Genomic DNA, 20487 nt, shown 5'->3' with positions numbered 1-20487 from the left:
GGGGCGTCAGTGAATTATTGGTTAATTATCTTATATGAACTTTATAAGGCAAGATATCTATACTTGAAAATGAGATTATATTTGTTACAATTAACTTAACAGAGTTGCCAGGTGCGAATAACACTTGGGACCAAGCCGAGCGTTGAGCTTGGCTTTTTTACTTTAAGGAGAATGTGCCGACACCGTCGGCACATTTACTGTCATGGTCACACTACGAGCGTTTATTACAGGTTGATGATAAGGAGATTCGTGAGTGGTATGCAAAGGAAGCTTATAAAAAAATTCAAACGATGATATAAAGCGTGTACGCAATAATGCTGGTATGACTCAGACAGTATTTGCTAATTATTTGGGAGTTTTAAAGAAAACTGTCGAAGCATGGGAGCTTGGTAGAATACATCCCACAGGACCAGCTAATAGACTGATTGAAATGCTTGATTCAGGAAATGCTTAGAATTTAACTTTCATTTCAAGAATGCCAATGTGATTTTATATAGAAGATTGAATCTAGTGAAAAAGCTTGATACAATATTCATACAAATAAGAGATATTTGAGGTGGTAAATTTCGTTGCAACCACACACCCTATGGGTCAAAAGAGATGCTACAGAGGCGACGGTAGCCAAATATCTTTTAGAACGCAGAGGGCTCTGAGAAATCAGGGTCCTTTTGATATTTAAAAGAGGTTTACTAGGCCAGTACACTAACTGGTCTATTTTCTGGGCTGGTCGAAAGACCCGGGTCCACCAAAAAGCGGGTAAGACACCCGCTATTTTAACCTAATAAAGCTAGTTTTTGTGTGAAATACATGTATTGTTTTTAGGTTAGATTGATATAATATACAGTTAAGAAAGGCGTATGCCTTGGTGGGTTGACACCTAAAATCTGATACTTTTTCCAGACATAGGTGCTGGAGGTTGGCAGGCAACGGAAAAACCTGATATTTTCCAGAAGTAGGTGTTGGAGGTTGGCAGACAACGGAAAAATCAACCAATAAATGGGAATGCTAATTGCTGTGGCGATTGCATTCCCATTTTAATTATCACAAAAGAGAAAGTTTGTTCTGTTTTTATGATAACGAGTCTGTTATAATTAAAGTCATGAATAAAATGACTCAAAGACCAATACTTAACACAAATTTAGATAGCGAAACATTCAGAAGTTACTATTATTTGAAGGAAGAACTAGTAGAGTTTTGCAGAGATAATGGAATCCCAACAGCAGGAGGAAAGATAGAACTTACTGATAGAATTGCTTATTTCCTTGATACTGAATCAGTTAAGAAGGTAACTAGGAATATGAAAAACACTATTGAGGTAGGACTTATCACTGAAGATACCATCATAGAGTAAAATATAGTTTGTTCAGAAAAGCATCGAGCTTTTTTCAAGGAAAAAATTGGTAAAACATTTTCTTTTAATGTGCAGTTTCAGAAATGGCTAAAAGCAAATGCTGGTAAGACTTATAGTGATGCAATTGAAGCATACCATTTGATTCTAGAAGAAAAGAAAAAGGGTAAAACAAAAATAGATAAGCAGTTTGAATATAACACTTATATTCGAGATTTTTTTGAAGCAAATCAGGGCAGAAGCTTGGATGATGCAATCAAGTGTTGGAAATACAAAAAGAGTTTACCTGGGCATAATCTATATGAGGATATTGATTTGGAAGTGCTGAATGATAATGGGGTGATGGATAAGGAGACTAGCTATGAATGAACTAATTGAATATAATATGTCAGATGATTTGCAGAAGGATTTACATTGTATCATTGAAAATGCGCAGCAATCTGCGATAGCAACTGTAAATACTGTGTTGGTTCTTCGAAACTGGCTTCTTGGCATGCGTATTTCAACTGAAAACATGGATGGGACTAGAGCTGAACGATATGGTGAGCATATTATTCCTGAATTATCTGAAGAATTAACTCGTAAGTATGGAAAAGGTTTTGATAAGCGTTCACTTTATCGTTATGTACAATTTTATCAAACATATCCAGAGATTGTGGGGACGGTGACCCCACAATCTGATAGTAGTTTAAAAACTGAGATTGTGGGGACAGCAACCCCACAATCTGGCGAATACGCAACAATAGATAAGAATAGAAAAATTCTAACATGGTCTCACTATGAACGATTGCTTCAGGTTTCGGACCCAGCCGTAAGAAATTGGTACGAGAAAGAGGCAATAGAACAGTCATGGTCTGTCAGAACACTGCGACGTAATATTAGTACTCAGTACTATGATCGAATGTTATTATCGAGTGACAAAAGCTCTGTTGAGACGGAAATGAAGGAAAAGACAAATCCATATCAGAAAAAATATGAATTTTTAAGGAATCCTATTATAGCGGATTTCCTTGGAATGGAAGAAAATAGAGATTATCTTGAATCTGAATTAGAAAAAAATATTATTAAGAACCTAGAAAAGTTTATGATGGAGCTCGGAAAAGGATTTGCTTTTGTTGAACGACAGCAGCGAATACATACTGAAAAGGAAGACTATTATATAGATTTAGTCTTTTACAATTTCATCTTGAAATGTTTTGTTTTAATAGATTTGAAAATTGGAAAGATATCGCATCAGGATGTAGGCCAGATGGATATGTATGTACGTATGTATGATGATTTAAGAAAACGACCTGATGATAATCCTACACTTGGTATTGTTTTGTGTTCCGAGACTGATGAAGATATTGCAAGATATTCTGTGTTACATGGGAATGAACAACTTTTTGCAAGCAAGTATCGACTCTGTTTGCCAACAGAAGAACAATTGCGCGCAGAAATAGAAGCGCAAAAGGAAATTTTTTACATGCAGCATCCAGAAATGGAAAATAAAACATTGAAATAACTAGAAGCTATAAAGTTGTATTAGTGTACCACCGCGGGAAATAAAATATCAGTCATTTAGCGGTGGTAACTAGGGAGTAATTGTCATTATACCACCGCACAAAGCCAGTGTTTATGCGGGCTTGAGAATGCAGAGTCCGCTGTTATTACGTGTACCAGAACACACCTTATGAGTGGAATAAGATTAGCGAAAAATAGAGATTTAGGTGATGCTAAGTGTCGCGGCAAAGGCTGCGGCACTTTTGTTTTATCACAAGATGTCTATAAGCCTGCTAACTTCCGTTGGGCTGTGATAAATTTTGGCTGATTTGAATTAGGATTTATCACAAGCGAACGAAGACATGCGGGTTCCGGGCCTTCTTGCGATATAAATTCGTTGAAATTCTCATATTTTTATCGCAAACCAACGACAGCATGCGGCTTCCAAGCGCGTATGCGATAGAATTTAGTGAAAATCTTCATTTTTTTATCGCAGCAAGTCTGGCAGCCCGCTATCTTTCGTATGGTTGCGATAGATAGTTCCCAGTGGGGCGTCAGTGAATTTGGATATTAGTGACGCCTGGATGGATAGTTCCCATGGGGCGTCAAAAGTGAGAATGTTTTTTTATTTTAGGCTGTAATCTGTTATAGTATTATTAGTATAGGACGATTAACTGGAAATTAAGCCGCAAAGGCTTGATTATAAAATTTTATTTTAAAGGAGAAGTGCTGTTTGACAAAGTACAACACACGAGAGATTGTCGACTAACCGGGAGGTTTGCAGATAATCACACAAACCTCCCGCTGAAAAGCAACTTTTGGTCATGAGTTTTCAGGAGGTAAAAAAATGAATAAAAAAGACTATATCATTCGATTAGAAGAGAAGAAAGATTACAGAGAAGTAGAGAACCTGGTAAGAGAATCATTTTGGAATGTGTATCGTCCAGGGTGTAGCGAGCATTATGTGATTCATACGCTCAGAGATGATGAGGCGTTCATTCCAGAGCTTGATTTTGTCATGGAAAAAGATGGTGTATTGATTGGGCAGAATATGTTCATGAAAACCATCATTGAAGCAGATGATGGCAGAGTGGTTGATGTTCTCACTATGGGGCCAATTGGTATCACTCCAGAGCTGAAGCGAAAAGGATATGGCAAGGCTATTTTAGATTATTCGCTTGAGAAGGCTACAAAGATGGGTTTTGGAGCAGTTTTGTTTGAAGGCAACATCGATTTCTATGGGAAAAGTGGTTTTGATTATGCCTGCAAATTTGGTATCAGATATCATGATTTACCGGAGGGGGCTGATGCATCATTCTTTCTTTGTAAGGAGCTAATCCCGGGTTATTTGGATGGTATCACCGGCGTATACCAGACGCCTCAGGGATACTATGTCAGTGACGAGGATGTGGAAGCGTTTGATAAAGCATTTCCGCCAAAGGAGAAGCTGAAGCTGCCAGGACAGATTTTCTAATTGAATAGGAGAGACCTCACTGATGTTTGAAACAAAGGTGAGGTCTTTTTTCTAAGGGAGATGTTTGCTACAAGGCTAGATAGAAAAATATCTTGACTATTGCGAGGTTAAATATAAAGATTGAATTAGGAACATCATATGATAAGGGGGTAGAGTATGATTTTATTTATTAATGCATGTGTAAGAGAAGAATCCCGTACAAAAAAGCTGGCCAAGGCTTTGCTTTCCAAACTAGGGGAATATGAAGAACTAAAGCTTGAGGATATTGATTTTCCAAAGACCGATGAATCATTCCTAAAAAAGAGAGATTCTCTGATTGCTTCTCGTAGCTTTGATGATCCGATGTTTGAATTGGCTCGCCAGTTTGCAAAGGCAGATACGATTGTCATTGCTGCGCCATATTGGGATTTGTCGTTTCCAGCTGCGCTAAAGCAGTATGTAGAGCATATCAATGTGGTGGGGATTACTTTTGAATACACGAAAGAAGGTTTCCCAAAAGGATTGTGTAGAGCGGAGAAGCTTTATTATGTCATGACAGCTGGTGGCACCTATGTTCCAGAAGAATTCGGCTTCGGTTATATACAGTCTCTTGCGCAGAATTTTTATGGAATAAAAGATGTAGAGCTGGTTAAAGCAACGGGGCTTGATATCGATGGGGCTGATGAAAAGGAAATTTTAGATAAAGTTTTGTTGACAATCTCATAGTAAACTGTTATAACTGTATTACAACAAATGATACAGTTATAATAGGAGATTTAATTATGAAAAAGAAACTTTTAGTAGTAATGATGACAATGATTATGGGGCTATCTGTGATAGCTTGCGGCAAGAAAAATGACGATTTTTACAATACTACTAGTGGCTGCGGTGTTGAATATGAAGAGGGAGATGAAACAGGCTTAAAGGCTGATGACCCTAAGACTGAGACTACTATTGAAAGCGATGTGTACGATATTCAGATTTCGATATTTGATGATGGAGACACAGTAATTGATAGACTTACAGAGGAATTTGGAGACCCTACAAATGTAGAAGATAATGACACATTCCATACAGTTACATTTGACGATATCGATGTAACATACAGTGATGTGGATGGTGGAAAAGAGCTTGTAGAGTTTAAGTGCGTATCTGATAGATATAAGACTAGCAAAGGAATTACAGTTGGTTCTTCAGTAGATGATGTAGTAGCTGCATATGGCGAAGCTAACTGTGAATATGATGAGGGCGATGAGCACTTCATGAATTATATCTATGATGATGGTTTTGGCATCTACTTCACTTGCGTTGATGATACTGTAATCACTTATCAGATCGTAACAGGTAGAGGCTAAGAATGATAAGCTAGGGCCAGCGATGAAGATTTAAATACAAAAGGCCATAATTAAAAAGCAGATCTTTATCCGTGTAAGTGATAAGGTCTGCTTTTTTGTGATATTATGATTTTAAAAATAAAAATGAATAAACAGGTTAAGGAGACATCATGAAAATAATTAAACACATTTTTGATGGTGACTTTGGCTGTGAAGAAACAGGTAGCCAAAAGCCCACTGTATCAGTGACGCTTACGGATGAAGCTGGTAATGAGTCTTACGTAACAGTTGAAGATGAATGGCTTACAAATAATGGATTAAATATAGGTGACACCTGGCCAGAGAATTAATGGAGGATTGAGAATAATGACAGAACAAACGCTTGCTAGAATTAGAAAGTTTACAGAAGACCGTGACTGGGACCAGTTTCACGCACCTGTACATTTGGCAAAATCGATTGTAATAGAAGCGGCAGAGTTGCTTGAGTGCTTCCAGTGGGACGATGATAAGTATGACTTGGAGCATGTTAAGGAAGAGCTTGCTGATGTTATGGTCTACTGTCAGAACTTAGCAGATAAGCTTGGCGTAGACACTGATGAAATTATAAATAAAAAGATGGATAAGAATGAAGCAAAGTATCCGGTGGAAAAGGCTAGGGGAAAGGCTGATAAATACGATAAGTTGTAAATGGAGGACGATGCTATGGCAGAAATCGATAGATTAAAAGAAATAGTTGAAACCCTAAGAGGTGAAAATGGTTGTCCTTGGGATAGGGTACAGACTCATGAAAGCTTAAAGCCTGAATGTATAGAAGAAGCTGCTGAAGTAATTAATGGAATAAATAATTACACCAAGACAGGTGATGCAGAAAACCTTAAGGAAGAGCTTGGTGATCTTTTACTTCAAGTAATGTTGCATTCGGTAATAGCAGAAGAGGAAGGCCTGTTCACATTTGATGATGTAGCAAAGACTGTATCTGAAAAGATGATACGTCGACATCCTCATGTCTTTGCTGGAGTAAAATATAATTCAAAGGAAGAACAGCATGCTGCCTGGGAAGAAATAAAGAAACAGGAAAAAGAAGGCAAAGAATGGTATGCAGATACTTTGCCAGAAGCATTTGAGGAAGCAAAAGAGCTTATCGAAAAGGCTAAAGAGCGAAAGCAACTATGATTAATCTTATTGTTAAAAAATCAAGACCGTAAATTCTTATACTACATACATTTATTCTGTGACCACTAATAATATGTAGTATTTTGGTGCCAAATGAGTTGTGTGCAATCCAATTCTGCATGCTATTAGCATTTAGCCATCGATAATATGTAGTTTTCAACCCCAGTCCATGCAAGGATTCTGCCACACCATGTATTTTCTACATATTTTTTCTATTAGCTCAAAGAAAATATGTAGTTCACTACATTAAGCACTTATAAATATCAAAAAAACTACATACTATTGCAGCAAACATCTGCAATAGTATGTAGTTTGTATTTTTTCTATAGGCGGACCCAACTATTTCACCACATTATAAACTTCATTGGCAATTATCTTGTCCCCATCTGTCTTAAACAAATACAGGGGTCACAAATTTGAGTCTTTTCTTTTTGTACTTCATTTGTAAGCGACAAGTAGAGGGCTTTATATTTACCGCTTACTCTTTACCGCTTACTATCGAGGTGTCCTATATATTGTCATGAATGGATGCTAGGATAATATCATCAAAGTAATTATAGAAAAGACTAAACATTATATTTAGAAAGAACGAGACGAGGAGGTAGCAATATGAAATCAATAAATAAGATTCAAAAAGTAGTTATGACAGAGCGCCTTTATCGATTTCCAGACTTTAAATGTATAAGATCTGACCATATTGAATTGTCGCTTGATGGAATCAAAACATATAGAACATTTGCAGGAAGTAAAAAACATGTTGATAAGTATAGTGAATCAGTAGAAAAGGATGAGATGAAGGAATTCTTTGCTGAACTATATGATTTTGTGCGTAATGCAACTGATTGTGGATTGACAATAGATGATTGCGAGCATAAGGTCAGGTTTATCTATAATGATTGGCACGAAGAGATATTCTTGGGGTGGACAGGAACTGCGAAAGAAAACTTAACCGGTAAAATATGGAGCTTTATAGAGTCACACCGATAGTTAGAAGGTTTTGAATGGCTTTTAAACATGAAATTCGTGGTATGATATTTATATAGGTTTAAGCGACATCAAAGGAGGACTAGAATGAAAAAGAGATTATTAATTTGTTTGGCTGCATGTGTCATTTCTATGGGTGGATATTGTTTTTATGGCACAACCAGCACAGGAGCTGAACAAAAGACAATACGAATAGAAGAAACAGAAGAGGTACCAACATCAGGAACAGCAGCAGAAACAGAATCAGCGACTTTTTCCATTGATCAGGTAGGAACCTATTCTGGCAAACCATATATAGCAATCAATAATAATGTGCCTTTTTTTACAGGCGCAGATAAGGTACGTACTGATGCTTTTGAGACATTTAGTAATCTTGATTCTCTAGGAAGATGTGGAGTTGCTTATGCAAATATCTGTAAGGAACTTATGCCAACAGAAGAACGTGGTGAGATAGGAAACGTAAGGCCTAGTGGCTGGCATACAGCTAATTATCATGAATATGTAGATGGAAACTATCTATACAACAGATGTCATCTGATTGGATATCAACTTAGTGGAGAAAATAATAATGAGAAAAATCTCATTACTGGCACAAGATACTTGAATGTTGTAGGGATGCTTCCTTTTGAGAATGAAGTGGATGACTATGTAGATAGCACTGGAAATCATGTTTTATATAGAGTTACTCCAGTATTTGAGGGTAACAATCTTGTGGCTTCTGGAGTTCTTATGTAAGCTTATTCAGTAGAAGACCAAGGCAAAGGTGTGATGTTTAATGTCTATTGCTACAATGTGCAGCCAAATATTGTAATAGATTATGCAACTGGAGAAAGTGAGTTAGCTGCTGATGCTGTTTCAGTTCAAGAACAGCAGGTAATTACAGATACTACAAGTGAAGTAAGCCAGGCGGCCGATTATGTTTTAAATACAAATACTAAGAGATTTCATTATCCTGATTGTCAGTCTGTAAGCGATATGAAAGAAAGTAATAAACAGTATTATCAAGGCTCGAGAGATGACTTGATTAATCAAGGCTATAAGGCTTGTGGTAACTGCAGGCCATAGTTAATTTATGTGGGGCTGTGAAGAAAATCAAAAGGCAGCCTATGTTTAACCTGTTGCAATTGCAACAACTATAAACATAAACAATTGATATATTGTATGTGTGAGGTTTAGATTGTTTGAATTGGAGGTTAGCCATGGAAGAAAAAATAGCTAATGCAGAAAAAGAAGTTGAAGCATCAGCAGCAAGAGTAACAGCATCCAATATCACTATAGAAAAAAGAGAAGCTGCAAAAAAGCAGGCTGAAATAGTAGGTCATCCACTACATCTTTTCACTAAGGAAAATGAAGCTCTGAATGAGGAAATAGAGAATGCGAAGAGCTTGATAATAAAGATGGAAACCGAACCATCTGAAGCTAACAGTAGAAGAATAAACGCAATTATAGATAATCTCAGAAAAGTAGCTATCCACTATGCTAAGAAAGGTGATTTGCTTTACCCTCACATGAAGGCTAAATACGAGATTTCAGGTCCTTCCGATGTCATGTGGTCGGTTGACGATGAGATTAGGGATGAGCTTAAATTCATAGCAGATTCTGACTTTAGAAAAATCGAATATGTGAATAGATTAGAACATGCCATTACCCGAATGGAGGAAATGATTTATAAGGAGCAGAATATTCTATTCCCTATTTGCACTAGGTTTTTCACTAATGAAGAATGGTACCAGATTTATCAGGATTCAAAGGATTATGCACCTTGTTTGGTGGATTTCATAAAATGGCCTGAGGCAGAAGAAGTATTGTCAAAAAAGAAAGCTAATAGTAAGGTTGCGGAGGATATAATCAATCTTCCAGGTGGACATTTCACACCTGCTCAACTTAGAGCAGTACTCAATACTCTTCCAGTAGAAATATCATTTATAGATGAAAATGATATTAACTGTTTCTTTAACGAAGGTCCAAAGCTATTTAAACGTGCTGGCATGGCCATAGGACGTGATGTGTATAGTTGTCATCCACCAAAGATTGAGATGATGGTTAGGTCTATAATTGGGGACTTCAAATCTGGCACCAGGGATAAAGTGTCAGTTTGGATGGAAAAAGAAGGCAACCCAGTGCTTGTAGAGTACATTGCAGTTCGAGATGACAATGGACAATATATCGGCACAATGGAATGCGTTCAAAAAATGGATGAAGCAAAAAAGCATTTTGAAAAATAAAATTATTTGATGACAAAGGTATTTCTATCGAAGTCGATAATTCCTTCGTCACGCATTTTACCAAGCTCTCTTGTCATGGCGCTACGGTTGATGGATAAGTAATCAGCCAGCTGTGTTCTTGACAGGGGAGCTTTTATATATTTTGATTTTTGTTGTTGAGCAATGGTTGAAATGTATGCCATAAGTTTTCCGCGGATGGATTCTTTCGACATGATTTCCAGTTTATTCATATAGGAGATACTTTTTTGTCCTAACAGATGAAACATGTTTTCTGCAATTCTGGCATGGAAGCTACAAGCGTTTTCACATGTGTGGATGATTTTTGAAGCAGCAAGAAATAATACTCTTGTTTTTTCTACGGCAACAAAAGTAACAGAAGATTCCTGCTCAACGCTGACAGCGAAATTTTCTCCAAATAATTCTCCAGGTCCAACATAGGATAGAAGTGATGAGTTTCCCCATATATCTTCTTTCAGAAGGTGCACATTTCCAAAAAGAACAATTCCGATATAAGGGACTTTGTCCTTTTCCATAATGATAGTTTCCCCTTTTTCAAAATCTTTTTTAAAGGAGTTGATGCAAATCAGTAGTTTATTCAAATTGTCTGGGTGAATTCCCTCAAATAGAGGAATATCATTGTAATCTATTTCTTTCATAAGCACATTATAGAATCAAACTGTTGCAATTGCAACAAACTGACTCTCGTTCTAGCTGTATATTATGAGCATCAAAGAAATCCGGTTAGAAAATGGAGGTAAACAATGGAAAATAAGATGTTTTGTTATCAGTGTCAGGAAACAGCAGGCTGCACTGGTTGTACAATGTCAGGTGTTTGTGGAAAGAAGCCAGAGGTAGCTAATCTTCAGGATTTATTGGTATATGTTACCAAGGGAATTTCATTTGTAACAACAAAGCTTAGAGCAGAGGGCAAAGAGGTATCGGAAGACATTAATCATATGATTTCGGTAAATCTTTTTACAACGATTACAAATGCAAATTTTGATTATGATTCAATAGCGCAGAAGATCGAAGATACTATTAACGTAAAAGAACAGTTATTAGAAAAGCTTACAGATAAGAGCAATCTTCCAGATGCTGTCATCTGGAATGGTGATAAAACACAGTATGATGAGAAGGCAAAGACTGTAGGTGTTCTTTCAACAGAAAATGAAGATATTCGTTCATTGAGAGAGTTGATAACATATGGTCTTAAGGGGCTTGCTGCTTATTCGAAGCATGCAAATGCTCTTTTAAAGGATAATGAGGATGTTGATGCATTTCTTCAAAAAGCGCTGGCAGCTACTTTAGATGATAGTCTTTCAGTAGATGATTTGGTTGCGTTAACTCTTGAGACAGGCAAATATGGAGTGGATGGCATGGCACTTCTTGATGAAGCCAATACATCAGCTTATGGTAATCCTGAAATCACAAAAGTAGATATAGGCGTTAGGAATAACCCTGGTATTCTTATTTCAGGCCATGACCTGAATGATTTGGAGATGCTTTTAGAGCAGACTAAGGGCACAGGAGTAGATGTATATACTCACTCAGAAATGTTACCAGCTCATTACTATCCATTTTTTAAGAAATATGATAATTTTGCTGGAAACTATGGTAATGCATGGTGGAAGCAGAAGGAAGAATTTGCAAGCTTCAATGGCCCAATTCTGATGACAACAAATTGTATTGTACCACCGGCAGATTCTTACAAAGATAGAATGTTTACAACAGGTGCGGCAGGATATCCCGGATGTAAGCATATTGATGCGCCATATGGTGAAACAAAGGATTTCTCTGAAATCATTGAAATGGCGAAGAAATGTGATGCACCTACTGAGATAGAACGCGGCGAAATCATTGGTGGATTTGCTCATGAGCAGGTATTTGCTCTTGCAGATAGTGTAGTAGATGCAGTTAAAACTGGAGCAATCAAAAAGTTTGTTGTCATGGCTGGTTGCGATGGAAGAGCAAAAAGTAGAAGTTACTATACTGAGTTTGCTCAGGCTCTTCCAAAAGATACAGTGATTCTTACAGCAGGCTGCGCAAAGTACAAATACAATAAGCTAAACCTTGGTGATATCAATGGAATACCAAGAGTTTTGGATGCAGGACAGTGTAATGACTCATATTCACTTGCACTTATTGCATTAAAGCTTAAAGAAGTATTTAAGCTTGATGATGTGAATGATCTTCCAATTGTCTACAACATTTCATGGTATGAACAGAAGGCTGTAATCGTATTACTTGCTCTATTATATCTTGGGGTAAAAAATATACACTTAGGCCCAACACTTCCTGCATTTCTTTCACCAAATGTTGCCAATGCGCTTGTACAGAATTTTGGTATAGCAGGAATCACAAATGTAGAAGATGATATTTGCAAGCTTATTTAGAGAAGAATTATAGAATTTTTGGTAAAAATTACCTTGGACAAGGAAAAGTATTTTTGATAATTTAGCTTCTAGATTATAGAGCGTGTGTAGCGAAAGCGTAAGTCCAGCGTCTGGCAGCGGTTGTTACATACGCTTTTTTTATTGGAGGTATGACATGAACAATCCTATGAAAGAAGCACCAGTAAATTCACTGATGCTTAAAATGGGGACACCTATTATTTTATCTATGATGATGCAGGCACTTTATAATATTGTAGATTCTGCATTTGTATCCAATATGGGCGCAAATGGTGAGATGGCACTTAATGCGCTTACATTGGCCTTTCCGGTGCAGGTGCTGTTAATTGCGCTAGGAATAGGAACCGGCGTAGGTATGAATGTGGTAGTTGCTAGGAGCTTAGGGCAGCAAGATTATGAAAAGGCATCAAGAGCTGCAGGAACAACAAAAGTGTTAGCATTTATTATTTTTGTAATGTTTTTCCTGTTTGGTATATTGGGCGTTAAGTTCTATATAGGAACCCAAACAACAAATCAAACAATTTCAGAAATGGCCATGGTTTACTTAAGAATATGTTGCATGTTCTCTCTAGGCAATGTATATTTTACGGTTTATGAGAAGCTTCTTCAGGCACATGGCCGCTCAAAATATTCAACAATTGCACAGATCGCTGGAGCACTCACGAATATTGTACTAGATCCTATTTTAATATATGGTTTATTGGGACTTCCTAGAATGGAAGTAGTAGGTGCTGCACTGGCTACAGTAATCGGCCAGTTTGTATCAATGGGATTAGGATGGTATTTTCATCGTAAATACGATAATGAGATTTTAAATGATAGAAAATATTTAAAAATTAGTGTTTCTATGGTTAAAGAAATATATTCAATCGGGTTTCCAGCTATCGTAGCACAGGCTCTTATGTCTGTAATGACTTATTTATTAAATATAATTTTCGTTCGTATTGGAGAGAATGTGGTTACAGCATATGGTCTTTACTATAAGATTCAGCAGTTTATACTTTTTGCTGCCTTTGGTATGAGAGATACAATTACGCCTATCATTTCCTTTGCACATGGAATGAAGGATGAAAAGCGAATTAAAGAAGGAATGAAATGGGGAATACTTTACACTTCAGTAATCATGTTGTTTGGAACATTAATTTTAGAAGTATTCGCAAGCCCATTTGCTAACATGTTTGGGCTGTCTGGAGAAACTGAGGCAATATGTGTTGTGGCCATGAGAATAGTGTCTATCAGTTTTTTATTTGCCGGGTTTAACATTTCTTTCCAAGGAATATATCAGGCTCTTAATGCTGGTCCTCAGTCGTTTGTGATTTCTCTTTTAAGGCAGTTTGTTTTAGTAATACCTGTAGCATATGTCTTTTCAAATATGGTAATTGCTGGGAATGCTTCAAAATCTATCATCTGGTTTACATTTATGATTGCTGAGGTTTTAACAGCCTTGGTTGGACATATTATGCTTAAGAAAATAGTAAAGAATAGCCTTAGTATTAAGGTGATATAAAAAAACAGGTGTCTGCCCCATTACATACCACATACATTTATTCTGTGACCACCAATAATATGTAGTTTTTGGCGGCAAATGAGTTGCGTGCAATCCAATTCTACATACTATTAGCATTTAGCCATCGATAATATGTAGTTTTCAACCCCAGTCCATGCAAGGATTCTGCTACACCATGTATTTTCTACATATTTTTTCTATTAGCTCAAAGAATATATGTAGTTCACTACATTAAGCACTTAAAAATATCAAACAAACTACATACTATTGCAGCAAACATCTGCAATAGTATGTAGTTTGTATTTTTTCTATAGGCGGACCCAACTATTTCACCACATTATAAACTTCATTGGCAATTATCTTGTACCCATCTGTCTTAAACAAATACAGGGGTCACAAATGTGACTATCGTTCAACGCAGAACAATTATTTTGTCTAATTATTATTTATCCTTGTGATAAATTTGGGGTTATATTTATCCCTAAATATTGTCCTGTTCCCTAAAAGCTAGTATAATATAAACAGGAATATATTGTTCATCCATATAAAGGAAGGTGTTTATATGCCAAACATTAAACCAATTTCAGAAATGAAAAATTATACAAGTATTGTCAACGAATTATCTTATGGTAACAGAATCTACTTCACTAAAAACGGACATGGAACATGTGCTCTAGTTGATATGAAAGAACTTGATGAATTGGATAATCTCAAAGCAAAACTTCAGCTTCTAACTAAATTAAATGAAGCGAAAATATCAATAAAAGATGAAGGCACAATTTCAGCTGACGATTTAGAGAAGGAGCTAGGACTATAAGAATGGCAAATTATCAATTGGAATATTCTCAAATCGTTCGCAGGAAGCTAAAATCTCTACGTGCTTATCTTAAAGCTGAATATGGCGAAGATGTTTCTAAGACAGCAATCAAAAAGATTACTGATGCGGCTAGAGGACTACAGAAATTCCCAAACAAAGGTGTGGATCTTTCATCTATCTTTGACATTGACACAGACTATAAGTATTTTTTAGTATCTCCAAACTATATTTTTTATTATATTGAAGATGATACTGTATACATAGCGGAAATGTTCAATGAGCGCGAAGATTTTATGTACCAGCTATTTGGAATACATTCACATACATCAGAATCTGAAGATTACTGGGGCGAATAATCTAGCGCCATCCTTCATTAGCAAATACAGGGGTCACAAATGTGACTATCGTTCAACATATGCGAAAACAGGTGCCTGCCCCCATTACAGAATTATTTGGATGTAATAAAAATGTAAAGGGGGCAGTGGCAGAAGAAAAGAGATAGAGATATGAGTCTATGATGTTAGGCGTTGCAAAACATAAAAGAATATTATAATAGTTTTACTAGATTCTGAAGGCACCAACAGAAGACAGTGTTTATTTCAATCCTTTATCATATTTTTGTAGAAGATGTATATTGTTTTTTTGAAGGAATCCGATATATTATGTAAGTAAGAAAGGCGTGTGCCTTGGTGGGTTGACACCTAAAATCTGATATGTTTTCCAGACGTAGGTGCTGGAGGTTGGCAGGCAACGGAAAAACCTGATATTTTCCAGACGTAGGTGCTGGAGGTTGGCAGACAACGGAAAAATCAACCACTAAATGGGAATGTACATTGCTACGGCATATACATTCCCATTTTAAATGTTAAGGGTAATAGGTGTTATGGACAAAAAGAGAGTTATTTCTATAATTACTAAAGCAGCAAAATGCTATCATGAAAATTTAGAAGATCAGAAGGTATTGTTTGTTTACGGTGTGCCATCTTAGAGCTGTATCATCTAAACCGCAAAAGAAGATATATGCAGTTTTAAGCAAGGGGTACTTGGATGAAAAGTATACTACAATTGAAAAATGTGATAAGTCAATTGAAATAGAAAAGATTCAATTGCCATAGAGTTGTTAAGTAGCGTCTAATCATTATGGTTAGGCGTTTTTTATTTATAAAGGAGGCACATATGTAAGAAATAAAAATATTGTGAAATAAGTGTGACCGTTGAGTTGATAAGTAGACATTTTGAAATTGAAGTTTTAGAATCAATTTATATATCAGAAAATTCAGACAATAAAACCGTGTTTTATAAAGTCTACTTTTGAAAAGAATAATGGTAATGTCCTTGATTTTTTAATATATAGAAAGTTCGAATCAAACAGGATGTCACAAGGAGGGAACACAATGAAAAAAAAGATTTGTTTGATAATGGCTGCTATGCTTGTAGTGCTTGTAATTGGCGGATGTTCAAACGCTGGAGAAACCACATCTGAAAAAGTTGGTATTATTGGTGCTATGGAAGAGGAAGTCACTTCCCTCAAAGAAGCACTCACGGATTCAAAAACAACTACCATAGCTGGTATGGATTTTATTGAAGGAAAACTTGAGGGCGAAAATGTTGTTGTTGTACAGTGCGGCATGGGTAAAGTGAATGCTGGGATTTGTGCAAATACGCTTATCAATAATTTCGGTTGTACAAAAATCATCAATACGGGTGTTGCAGGTTCACTCGACAATCAGATTGACATCGGAGATATCGTTATTTCGACAGATGCTGTGCAGCACGACTTTACCGTGGAAGCCATAGGCTTCGCAAAGGGTGAGATTCCATATACCGGCCTATATGCCTTCCCGGCGGACGAAGCTATGCGTAAAGAAGCTTTAGAGGCTGCTAGCGCATGTGCTACGGGGGTAAATGTATTTGAAGGCAGGGTATGTTCGGGGGACCAGTTTATTTCCTCTAAAGAAGAACGGGATAGGATCATCTCCGATTTCGGAGGCATGTGCTGCGAGATGGAGGGTGGCGCGATAGCACAGGCTTGCTATCTGAATGAAACTCCGTATGTCATTATCCGCGCAATCTCTGACAAGGCAAATGAATCCGAAGAGATGAACTATGAAGAGTTTAAAGAAAAATCTGCCAAGAATTGCGCGGCCATTGTCCGCTATATGGTTACGCATTAATATAGATTCAGAAATACGCATTGTGGCAAGCTCTACAGCAGCCTATGGCATTTATATTTCAGAAAACGGCGGTGCCTTATCGCAAGCGAACGAAGAAATGCGGGGGCCGGGCCTTCTTGCGATATAAATTCGTTGAAATTTTGATATTTTTATCGCAAACCAACGACAGCCTGGGGCTTCCGAGTCTTCATGTGATAAAATCTAGTGAAAATCTTCATTTTTTTATCGCAACAAGTCTGTCATCTAGCCATTTTCGTTGGGGTTGCGATAAATACCTTGCTATGGGGCTAGGATTGACCTTATGAGTGAGATGAGATTAGAAATACAGAAGAAACATTTCTAGCCAGGTGGTTAACTTCATGGCTACGAAGATGTTGAAATTGTAGTTTTTTGATGTTAACATCTTAACAAGAAGAAGCGGTAATGCTTCAGGGCTGGTCGAAAGATTCAGGTCCACCAAAGAGCGGGAAAGACACCCGCTATTTTTTTATCTAAAATTGACTTTGGGAGGAGATATATGGATTTCGCTATAAATCTGATATTGGTATTCTTCGTATTTTCTTTTGTGGGATGGTGTATTGAGGTAACGCTGAAATATCGTCAGTTTGGTCGTTTTATAAATCGAGGTTTTCTAATTGGACCATGGCTTCCAATTTATGGAGCAGGAGCCACACTAATAACTCTTATGGTGGCAGGACTCACACCAATGGAGAAAGGTATAGGAACAACATTTGCTATATCTCTGATCGTATGTGGACTGATTGAGTACATGGCCAGCTATTTTATGGAGAAAAGATTTCATGCCAGATGGTGGGACTATAGTCAAAAGCCAATGAATTTAAATGGCAGAGTGTGGATTGGAAACCTGATTTTATTTGGGATAGGTGGAGTGGCAATTATACATATTGTTAATCCACTTTTATATGGAGTTTTTGAAAATCTAAGTATAGTAAGTAGGGAGATTATTGCTAGTTTCCTTTCTGTTATTTTTGTGGCTGACTATAGCGTTTCTCATTTCGTATTAAAGCTTGTGAAAATTGGAGTTGAATCCAGTGATGCTGATAATACAGAAGCTATAAGTAAGGATGTTAAATTATTATTAAGTAACAAATCTATTTTTTATCGAAGATTTGCCAATGCATATCCTGACGTAATCTATCGTACTGAAAAGGTTAAAGCCCGAATGGAAGAAATCCGTTTGGAAACAGAGAAGTTTCGCATAGAGGCTGAAAAACGTCTAGATGAGTTGAATCAACAGTATGAAAAGAATAAGGCTGAATTGGGCGCTAGTATTAAAGCTGGAAAAGAGCAGTTAAGGGAGACATTAGAACCAACAAGCTTAATAAAAAGCAATTTGATAGAGAAACAAAATCAGCTTATTGATTTGCTATATGACGAAAACACAGCGCCAGTTCCGGCAAAAGCGCTGATGTCAGAAATCGAGCATGAGCGTTTGAGGCTTGAAAAACGGAGTTGGTAGAATGCTCATTATTATAGATGTTTATCATAGCGAAATAATTGACTTGACAATAGTTGATATCCATTTATGAATCGCCCCCTCTATAACATAAGAGATAGAGGGGCTTTTTTTACTAGGTCCTATCGCAAGCGAACGAAGAAATGCGGGGGCCGGACCTTCTTGCGATATAAATTCGTTGAAATTTTGATATTTTTATCGCAAACCAACGACAGCCTGGGGCTTCCGAGTCTTCATGTGATAAAATCTAGTGAAAATCTTCATTTTTTTATCGCAACAAGTCTGTCATCCAGCTATTTTCATTGAGGTTGCGATAAATACTTTGCTATGGGGAGAGGATTGACCTTATGGATACTACCGGACAAGGAATTGAGGAAGTAATGAGATTACTTAAAATTAATCCTAAAGATTTTGATTTGTACAAGAAGAATGTAGATAGTATGCTTCTTGTAAAATAATGGAAACGAGAGTTTTGTAAATTAATGTCATCAAATCAGAAATGGTTTGGTGACATTTTTTAATGGCTATAATTTGACCCTATACCTGAGCATGGCTAAAATATTGTTATAAATGTAAAGGAGCGCATACGCTATGTCATTTTCTGTAATGGGGCAGGCATTATCTTCATGAAGACGTAGAGACAACCGATGTCAACATTGGAATTGGTTTTACATCAGAAGGAAAGAAAGTTCTTCTGAGTTTTTAAATCGTGAATAATCTATAAAAAGAAAAAAATGTAATATAAATTTGATATAATTAAAATAGTGTTGGGGGTTCAGGGATAGGTGTTCACCTATTCCTATTTCCCGTTAAAAAAAATAGAATAATTATCCTAAAGAACAATAGAATGACATAATATGTCTTTGTAATTTGGTATCATTAGTTCATAACATAGGAGGCGGCTATGAATGAAGATTTGAAGAACGATCAGATTAGTAGAGTTTTACAGCTTTACGCAAAACTGTCCGATGGTTATGTTGTGAACAAGGCTGAGGAGGCAGCCAGATACGGAGTAAATGAAAGAAGCATACAGCGTGATATAGATCATATCCGCAACTTCCTTGATGAAGATTCTGAGCGTACTGGAATTGTAAATTCAATTGTGTATGACAGAATGGCAAAGGGATATAAGCTTGAAACGTTGTATAAGATATGGCTACAAAATAGCGAGGTCCTGGCTCTATGTAAAATCCTGTTAGATAGCAGGGCGTTTACAAAAGATGAAATGGTTGAAATGCTGGATAAACTTATTACTTGCTGTGTACCAAAGATTAACCAGCAGCGGGTTAAAGATTTAATCCGTAATGAAGAATTTCATTATGTTGAACCAAGGCATAAGACAAAATTCATCAATACCATGTGGGATTTAGGCCAGGCTATTAATGAAGCAAGATACATTGAAATTGATTACTACCGAACAAAGGATAAAAAGACTGTTCATAGGAAACTTCAACCTGTAGCCCTTATGTTTTCTGAGTATTACTTTTACTTAACTGCATTCATAGAGGATGAGGAAGTAAAAAAGGATTTTGATGTTTTGAATGATTCGTTTCCGACTATATATCGCATAGACAGAATCAAATCGTTGCAGGTTTTAGATAAGAGATTTCATATTCCTTATAGCAGCAGGTTTGAAGAAGGCGAGTTTAGAAAACGTATCCAGTTTATGTACGGCGGTAAACTACAGAGAGTAAAATTCCGATATACAGGTACCGACATCGATGCTATTTTAGATCGATTACCAACGGCACAAATATTGGATGACGAAAATGGAGCTTACGTGGTAAGTGCAGAAGTATTTGGCTCTGGCATAGATATGTGGATAAGAAGTCAAGGAGACGATGTACAACTGATTCAGTGAAAGGTGGTGTTTTTATGCTGACATTAGTTTTTATCGTAGCTATGATTTGGGTTTCGTGGAAAATGCTTGTGCTGGGAATAAAGGCGGCATGGGGATTAACGAAGATACTTTGTACAGTTCTTTTGTTGCCATTTTTTCTTATTGGATTGGTAATGGTAGGAATGATTTATCTGGCAATTCCAATTCTTATTTTTGTAGGTCTTGTGGCAATTATTGGCGGAATAATGGAAGTGTAATATTA

The 20487-nt window shown here is 36.8% G+C and carries 21 protein-coding genes and 1 pseudogene; 21 read left to right on the top strand and 1 reads right to left on the bottom strand.

The genetic code is table 11. The features are described from left to right. The first annotated feature begins 295 nt into the window (after positions 1 to 295). The 13 genes and pseudogenes from T498_RS17140 to T498_RS15975 all read left to right on the top strand — a co-directional run bounded on the left by T498_RS17140 (position 296) and on the right by T498_RS15975 (position 9999). The gene (locus T498_RS17140) at positions 296 to 454 is read left to right on the top strand and encodes a helix-turn-helix domain-containing protein (protein WP_256380501.1); all 159 of its coding nucleotides are present in this window, start codon (positions 296 to 298) and stop codon (positions 452 to 454) included. Positions 455 to 1057: 603 nt separating this feature from the next. Continuing rightward, positions 1058 to 1351, top strand: a complete 294-nt coding sequence (locus T498_RS17200; protein ID WP_330372375.1) for an SAP domain-containing protein — start codon at positions 1058 to 1060, stop codon at positions 1349 to 1351. Positions 1352 to 1354: 3 nt separating this feature from the next. Further along, positions 1355 to 1717, top strand: coding sequence for a DUF6434 domain-containing protein (locus tag T498_RS17195; RefSeq protein WP_330372377.1), 363 nt, complete (start codon positions 1355 to 1357; stop codon positions 1715 to 1717). After that, positions 1710 to 2852 carry a PDDEXK nuclease domain-containing protein gene (locus T498_RS0114145; protein ID WP_028236485.1) on the top strand — a complete coding sequence of 381 codons (1143 nt, stop codon included), beginning with the start codon at positions 1710 to 1712 and terminating at the stop codon, positions 2850 to 2852. Before T498_RS17195 ends, T498_RS0114145 begins: the two co-directional genes overlap by 8 nt. 825 nt (positions 2853 to 3677) lie before the next feature. Next, positions 3678 to 4304, top strand: coding sequence for a GNAT family N-acetyltransferase (locus T498_RS0114140; protein ID WP_028236484.1), 627 nt, complete (start codon positions 3678 to 3680; stop codon positions 4302 to 4304). Between the two features lie 156 nt (positions 4305 to 4460). Then, positions 4461 to 5009 (top strand): NAD(P)H-dependent oxidoreductase, encoded by a 549-nt coding sequence (locus T498_RS0114135; RefSeq protein ID WP_028236483.1) that lies wholly within the window; start codon positions 4461 to 4463, stop codon positions 5007 to 5009. A gap of 56 nt (positions 5010 to 5065) precedes the next feature. Further along, positions 5066 to 5638 carry a hypothetical protein gene (locus T498_RS0114130; protein ID WP_028236482.1) on the top strand — a complete coding sequence of 191 codons (573 nt, stop codon included), beginning with the start codon at positions 5066 to 5068 and terminating at the stop codon, positions 5636 to 5638. A gap of 149 nt (positions 5639 to 5787) precedes the next feature. After that, a complete protein-coding gene (locus T498_RS0114125; protein WP_028236481.1) occupies positions 5788 to 5967 on the top strand; it encodes a hypothetical protein in 180 nt (59 codons plus the stop codon). 16 nt (positions 5968 to 5983) lie between these two features. Next, a complete protein-coding gene (locus T498_RS0114120) occupies positions 5984 to 6304 on the top strand; it encodes a nucleotide pyrophosphohydrolase (RefSeq protein WP_028236480.1) in 321 nt (106 codons plus the stop codon). A gap of 15 nt (positions 6305 to 6319) precedes the next feature. Next, entirely contained in the window at positions 6320 to 6790 is a 471-nt protein-coding gene (locus T498_RS0114115; protein WP_028236479.1) for a MazG nucleotide pyrophosphohydrolase domain-containing protein, read from the top strand. A 609-nt stretch (positions 6791 to 7399) separates the two neighbouring features. Then, positions 7400 to 7777 carry a hypothetical protein gene (locus T498_RS0114110; protein WP_028236478.1) on the top strand — a complete coding sequence of 126 codons (378 nt, stop codon included), beginning with the start codon at positions 7400 to 7402 and terminating at the stop codon, positions 7775 to 7777. An 84-nt stretch (positions 7778 to 7861) separates the two neighbouring features. Further along, a pseudogene (locus T498_RS17190) lies at positions 7862 to 8839 on the top strand (DNA/RNA non-specific endonuclease). Between the two features lie 134 nt (positions 8840 to 8973). Continuing rightward, positions 8974 to 9999: a PAS domain-containing protein gene (locus T498_RS15975; RefSeq protein WP_051524863.1), complete on the top strand. Its 1026-nt coding sequence runs from the start codon at positions 8974 to 8976 to the stop codon at positions 9997 to 9999. 2 nt (positions 10000 to 10001) lie between these two features. On the opposite strand, the gene T498_RS0114095 is transcribed toward T498_RS15975, so the two are convergent. Next, complete coding sequence (locus T498_RS0114095) at positions 10002 to 10655, bottom strand: Crp/Fnr family transcriptional regulator (protein WP_028236477.1); 654 nt, start codon at positions 10653 to 10655, stop codon at positions 10002 to 10004. Positions 10656 to 10760: 105 nt separating this feature from the next. On the opposite strand from T498_RS0114095, the gene hcp reads away from it, so the two are divergent. The 8 genes from hcp (at position 10761) to T498_RS0114040 (ending at position 20482) form a co-directional block, all read left to right on the top strand. After that, complete coding sequence (gene hcp, locus T498_RS0114090; protein ID WP_028236476.1) at positions 10761 to 12392, top strand: hydroxylamine reductase; 1632 nt, start codon at positions 10761 to 10763, stop codon at positions 12390 to 12392. Between the two features lie 154 nt (positions 12393 to 12546). After that, a complete protein-coding gene (locus tag T498_RS0114085; protein WP_028236475.1) occupies positions 12547 to 13917 on the top strand; it encodes an MATE family efflux transporter in 1371 nt (456 codons plus the stop codon). A gap of 562 nt (positions 13918 to 14479) precedes the next feature. Further along, a complete protein-coding gene (locus tag T498_RS0114080; protein ID WP_028236474.1) occupies positions 14480 to 14734 on the top strand; it encodes a prevent-host-death protein in 255 nt (84 codons plus the stop codon). A 2-nt stretch (positions 14735 to 14736) separates the two neighbouring features. Then, on the top strand, positions 14737 to 15090 hold the full coding sequence (locus tag T498_RS15970; RefSeq protein ID WP_036978688.1) for a type II toxin-antitoxin system RelE/ParE family toxin: 354 nt from the start codon (positions 14737 to 14739) through the stop codon (positions 15088 to 15090). Between the two features lie 1038 nt (positions 15091 to 16128). Next, complete coding sequence (locus T498_RS0114060; protein WP_242839240.1) at positions 16129 to 16908, top strand: 5'-methylthioadenosine/adenosylhomocysteine nucleosidase; 780 nt, start codon at positions 16129 to 16131, stop codon at positions 16906 to 16908. A 517-nt stretch (positions 16909 to 17425) separates the two neighbouring features. Next, positions 17426 to 18388: a putative ABC transporter permease gene (locus T498_RS0114055; protein ID WP_028236472.1), complete on the top strand. Its 963-nt coding sequence runs from the start codon at positions 17426 to 17428 to the stop codon at positions 18386 to 18388. 901 nt (positions 18389 to 19289) lie between these two features. Next, complete coding sequence (locus tag T498_RS0114045; protein WP_028236471.1) at positions 19290 to 20246, top strand: helix-turn-helix transcriptional regulator; 957 nt, start codon at positions 19290 to 19292, stop codon at positions 20244 to 20246. 14 nt (positions 20247 to 20260) lie between these two features. After that, the gene (locus tag T498_RS0114040; protein ID WP_028236470.1) at positions 20261 to 20482 is read left to right on the top strand and encodes a hypothetical protein; all 222 of its coding nucleotides are present in this window, start codon (positions 20261 to 20263) and stop codon (positions 20480 to 20482) included. Positions 20483 to 20487 lie beyond the last annotated feature (5 nt).

This window comes from Pseudobutyrivibrio sp. MD2005, assembly GCF_000621865.1.
In the GTDB taxonomy this organism is placed as follows: domain Bacteria; phylum Bacillota; class Clostridia; order Lachnospirales; family Lachnospiraceae; genus Pseudobutyrivibrio.
This window is presented reverse-complemented; position numbering and strand designations above follow the sequence as displayed.

Coding starts and splice junctions, on each gene's coding strand:
- T498_RS0114140 (WP_028236484.1), top strand. CDS start 3,678: ATGAATAAAAAAGACTATATCATTCGATTAGAAGAGAAGAAAGATTAC.
- T498_RS0114135 (WP_028236483.1), top strand. CDS start 4,461: ATGATTTTATTTATTAATGCATGTGTAAGAGAAGAATCCCGTACAAAA.
- T498_RS0114080 (WP_028236474.1), top strand. CDS start 14,480: ATGCCAAACATTAAACCAATTTCAGAAATGAAAAATTATACAAGTATT.
- T498_RS0114055 (WP_028236472.1), top strand. CDS start 17,426: ATGGATTTCGCTATAAATCTGATATTGGTATTCTTCGTATTTTCTTTT.
- T498_RS0114125 (WP_028236481.1), top strand. CDS start 5,788: ATGAAAATAATTAAACACATTTTTGATGGTGACTTTGGCTGTGAAGAA.
- hcp (WP_028236476.1), top strand. CDS start 10,761: ATGGAAAATAAGATGTTTTGTTATCAGTGTCAGGAAACAGCAGGCTGC.
- T498_RS15970 (WP_036978688.1), top strand. CDS start 14,737: ATGGCAAATTATCAATTGGAATATTCTCAAATCGTTCGCAGGAAGCTA.
- T498_RS15975 (WP_051524863.1), top strand. CDS start 8,974: ATGGAAGAAAAAATAGCTAATGCAGAAAAAGAAGTTGAAGCATCAGCA.
- T498_RS0114060 (WP_242839240.1), top strand. CDS start 16,129: ATGAAAAAAAAGATTTGTTTGATAATGGCTGCTATGCTTGTAGTGCTT.
- T498_RS0114120 (WP_028236480.1), top strand. CDS start 5,984: ATGACAGAACAAACGCTTGCTAGAATTAGAAAGTTTACAGAAGACCGT.
- T498_RS0114145 (WP_028236485.1), top strand. CDS start 1,710: ATGAATGAACTAATTGAATATAATATGTCAGATGATTTGCAGAAGGAT.
- T498_RS0114045 (WP_028236471.1), top strand. CDS start 19,290: ATGAATGAAGATTTGAAGAACGATCAGATTAGTAGAGTTTTACAGCTT.
- T498_RS0114040 (WP_028236470.1), top strand. CDS start 20,261: ATGCTGACATTAGTTTTTATCGTAGCTATGATTTGGGTTTCGTGGAAA.
- T498_RS0114085 (WP_028236475.1), top strand. CDS start 12,547: ATGAACAATCCTATGAAAGAAGCACCAGTAAATTCACTGATGCTTAAA.
- T498_RS0114130 (WP_028236482.1), top strand. CDS start 5,066: ATGAAAAAGAAACTTTTAGTAGTAATGATGACAATGATTATGGGGCTA.
- T498_RS0114115 (WP_028236479.1), top strand. CDS start 6,320: ATGGCAGAAATCGATAGATTAAAAGAAATAGTTGAAACCCTAAGAGGT.
- T498_RS0114095 (WP_028236477.1), bottom strand. CDS start 10,655: ATGAAAGAAATAGATTACAATGATATTCCTCTATTTGAGGGAATTCAC.
- T498_RS0114110 (WP_028236478.1), top strand. CDS start 7,400: ATGAAATCAATAAATAAGATTCAAAAAGTAGTTATGACAGAGCGCCTT.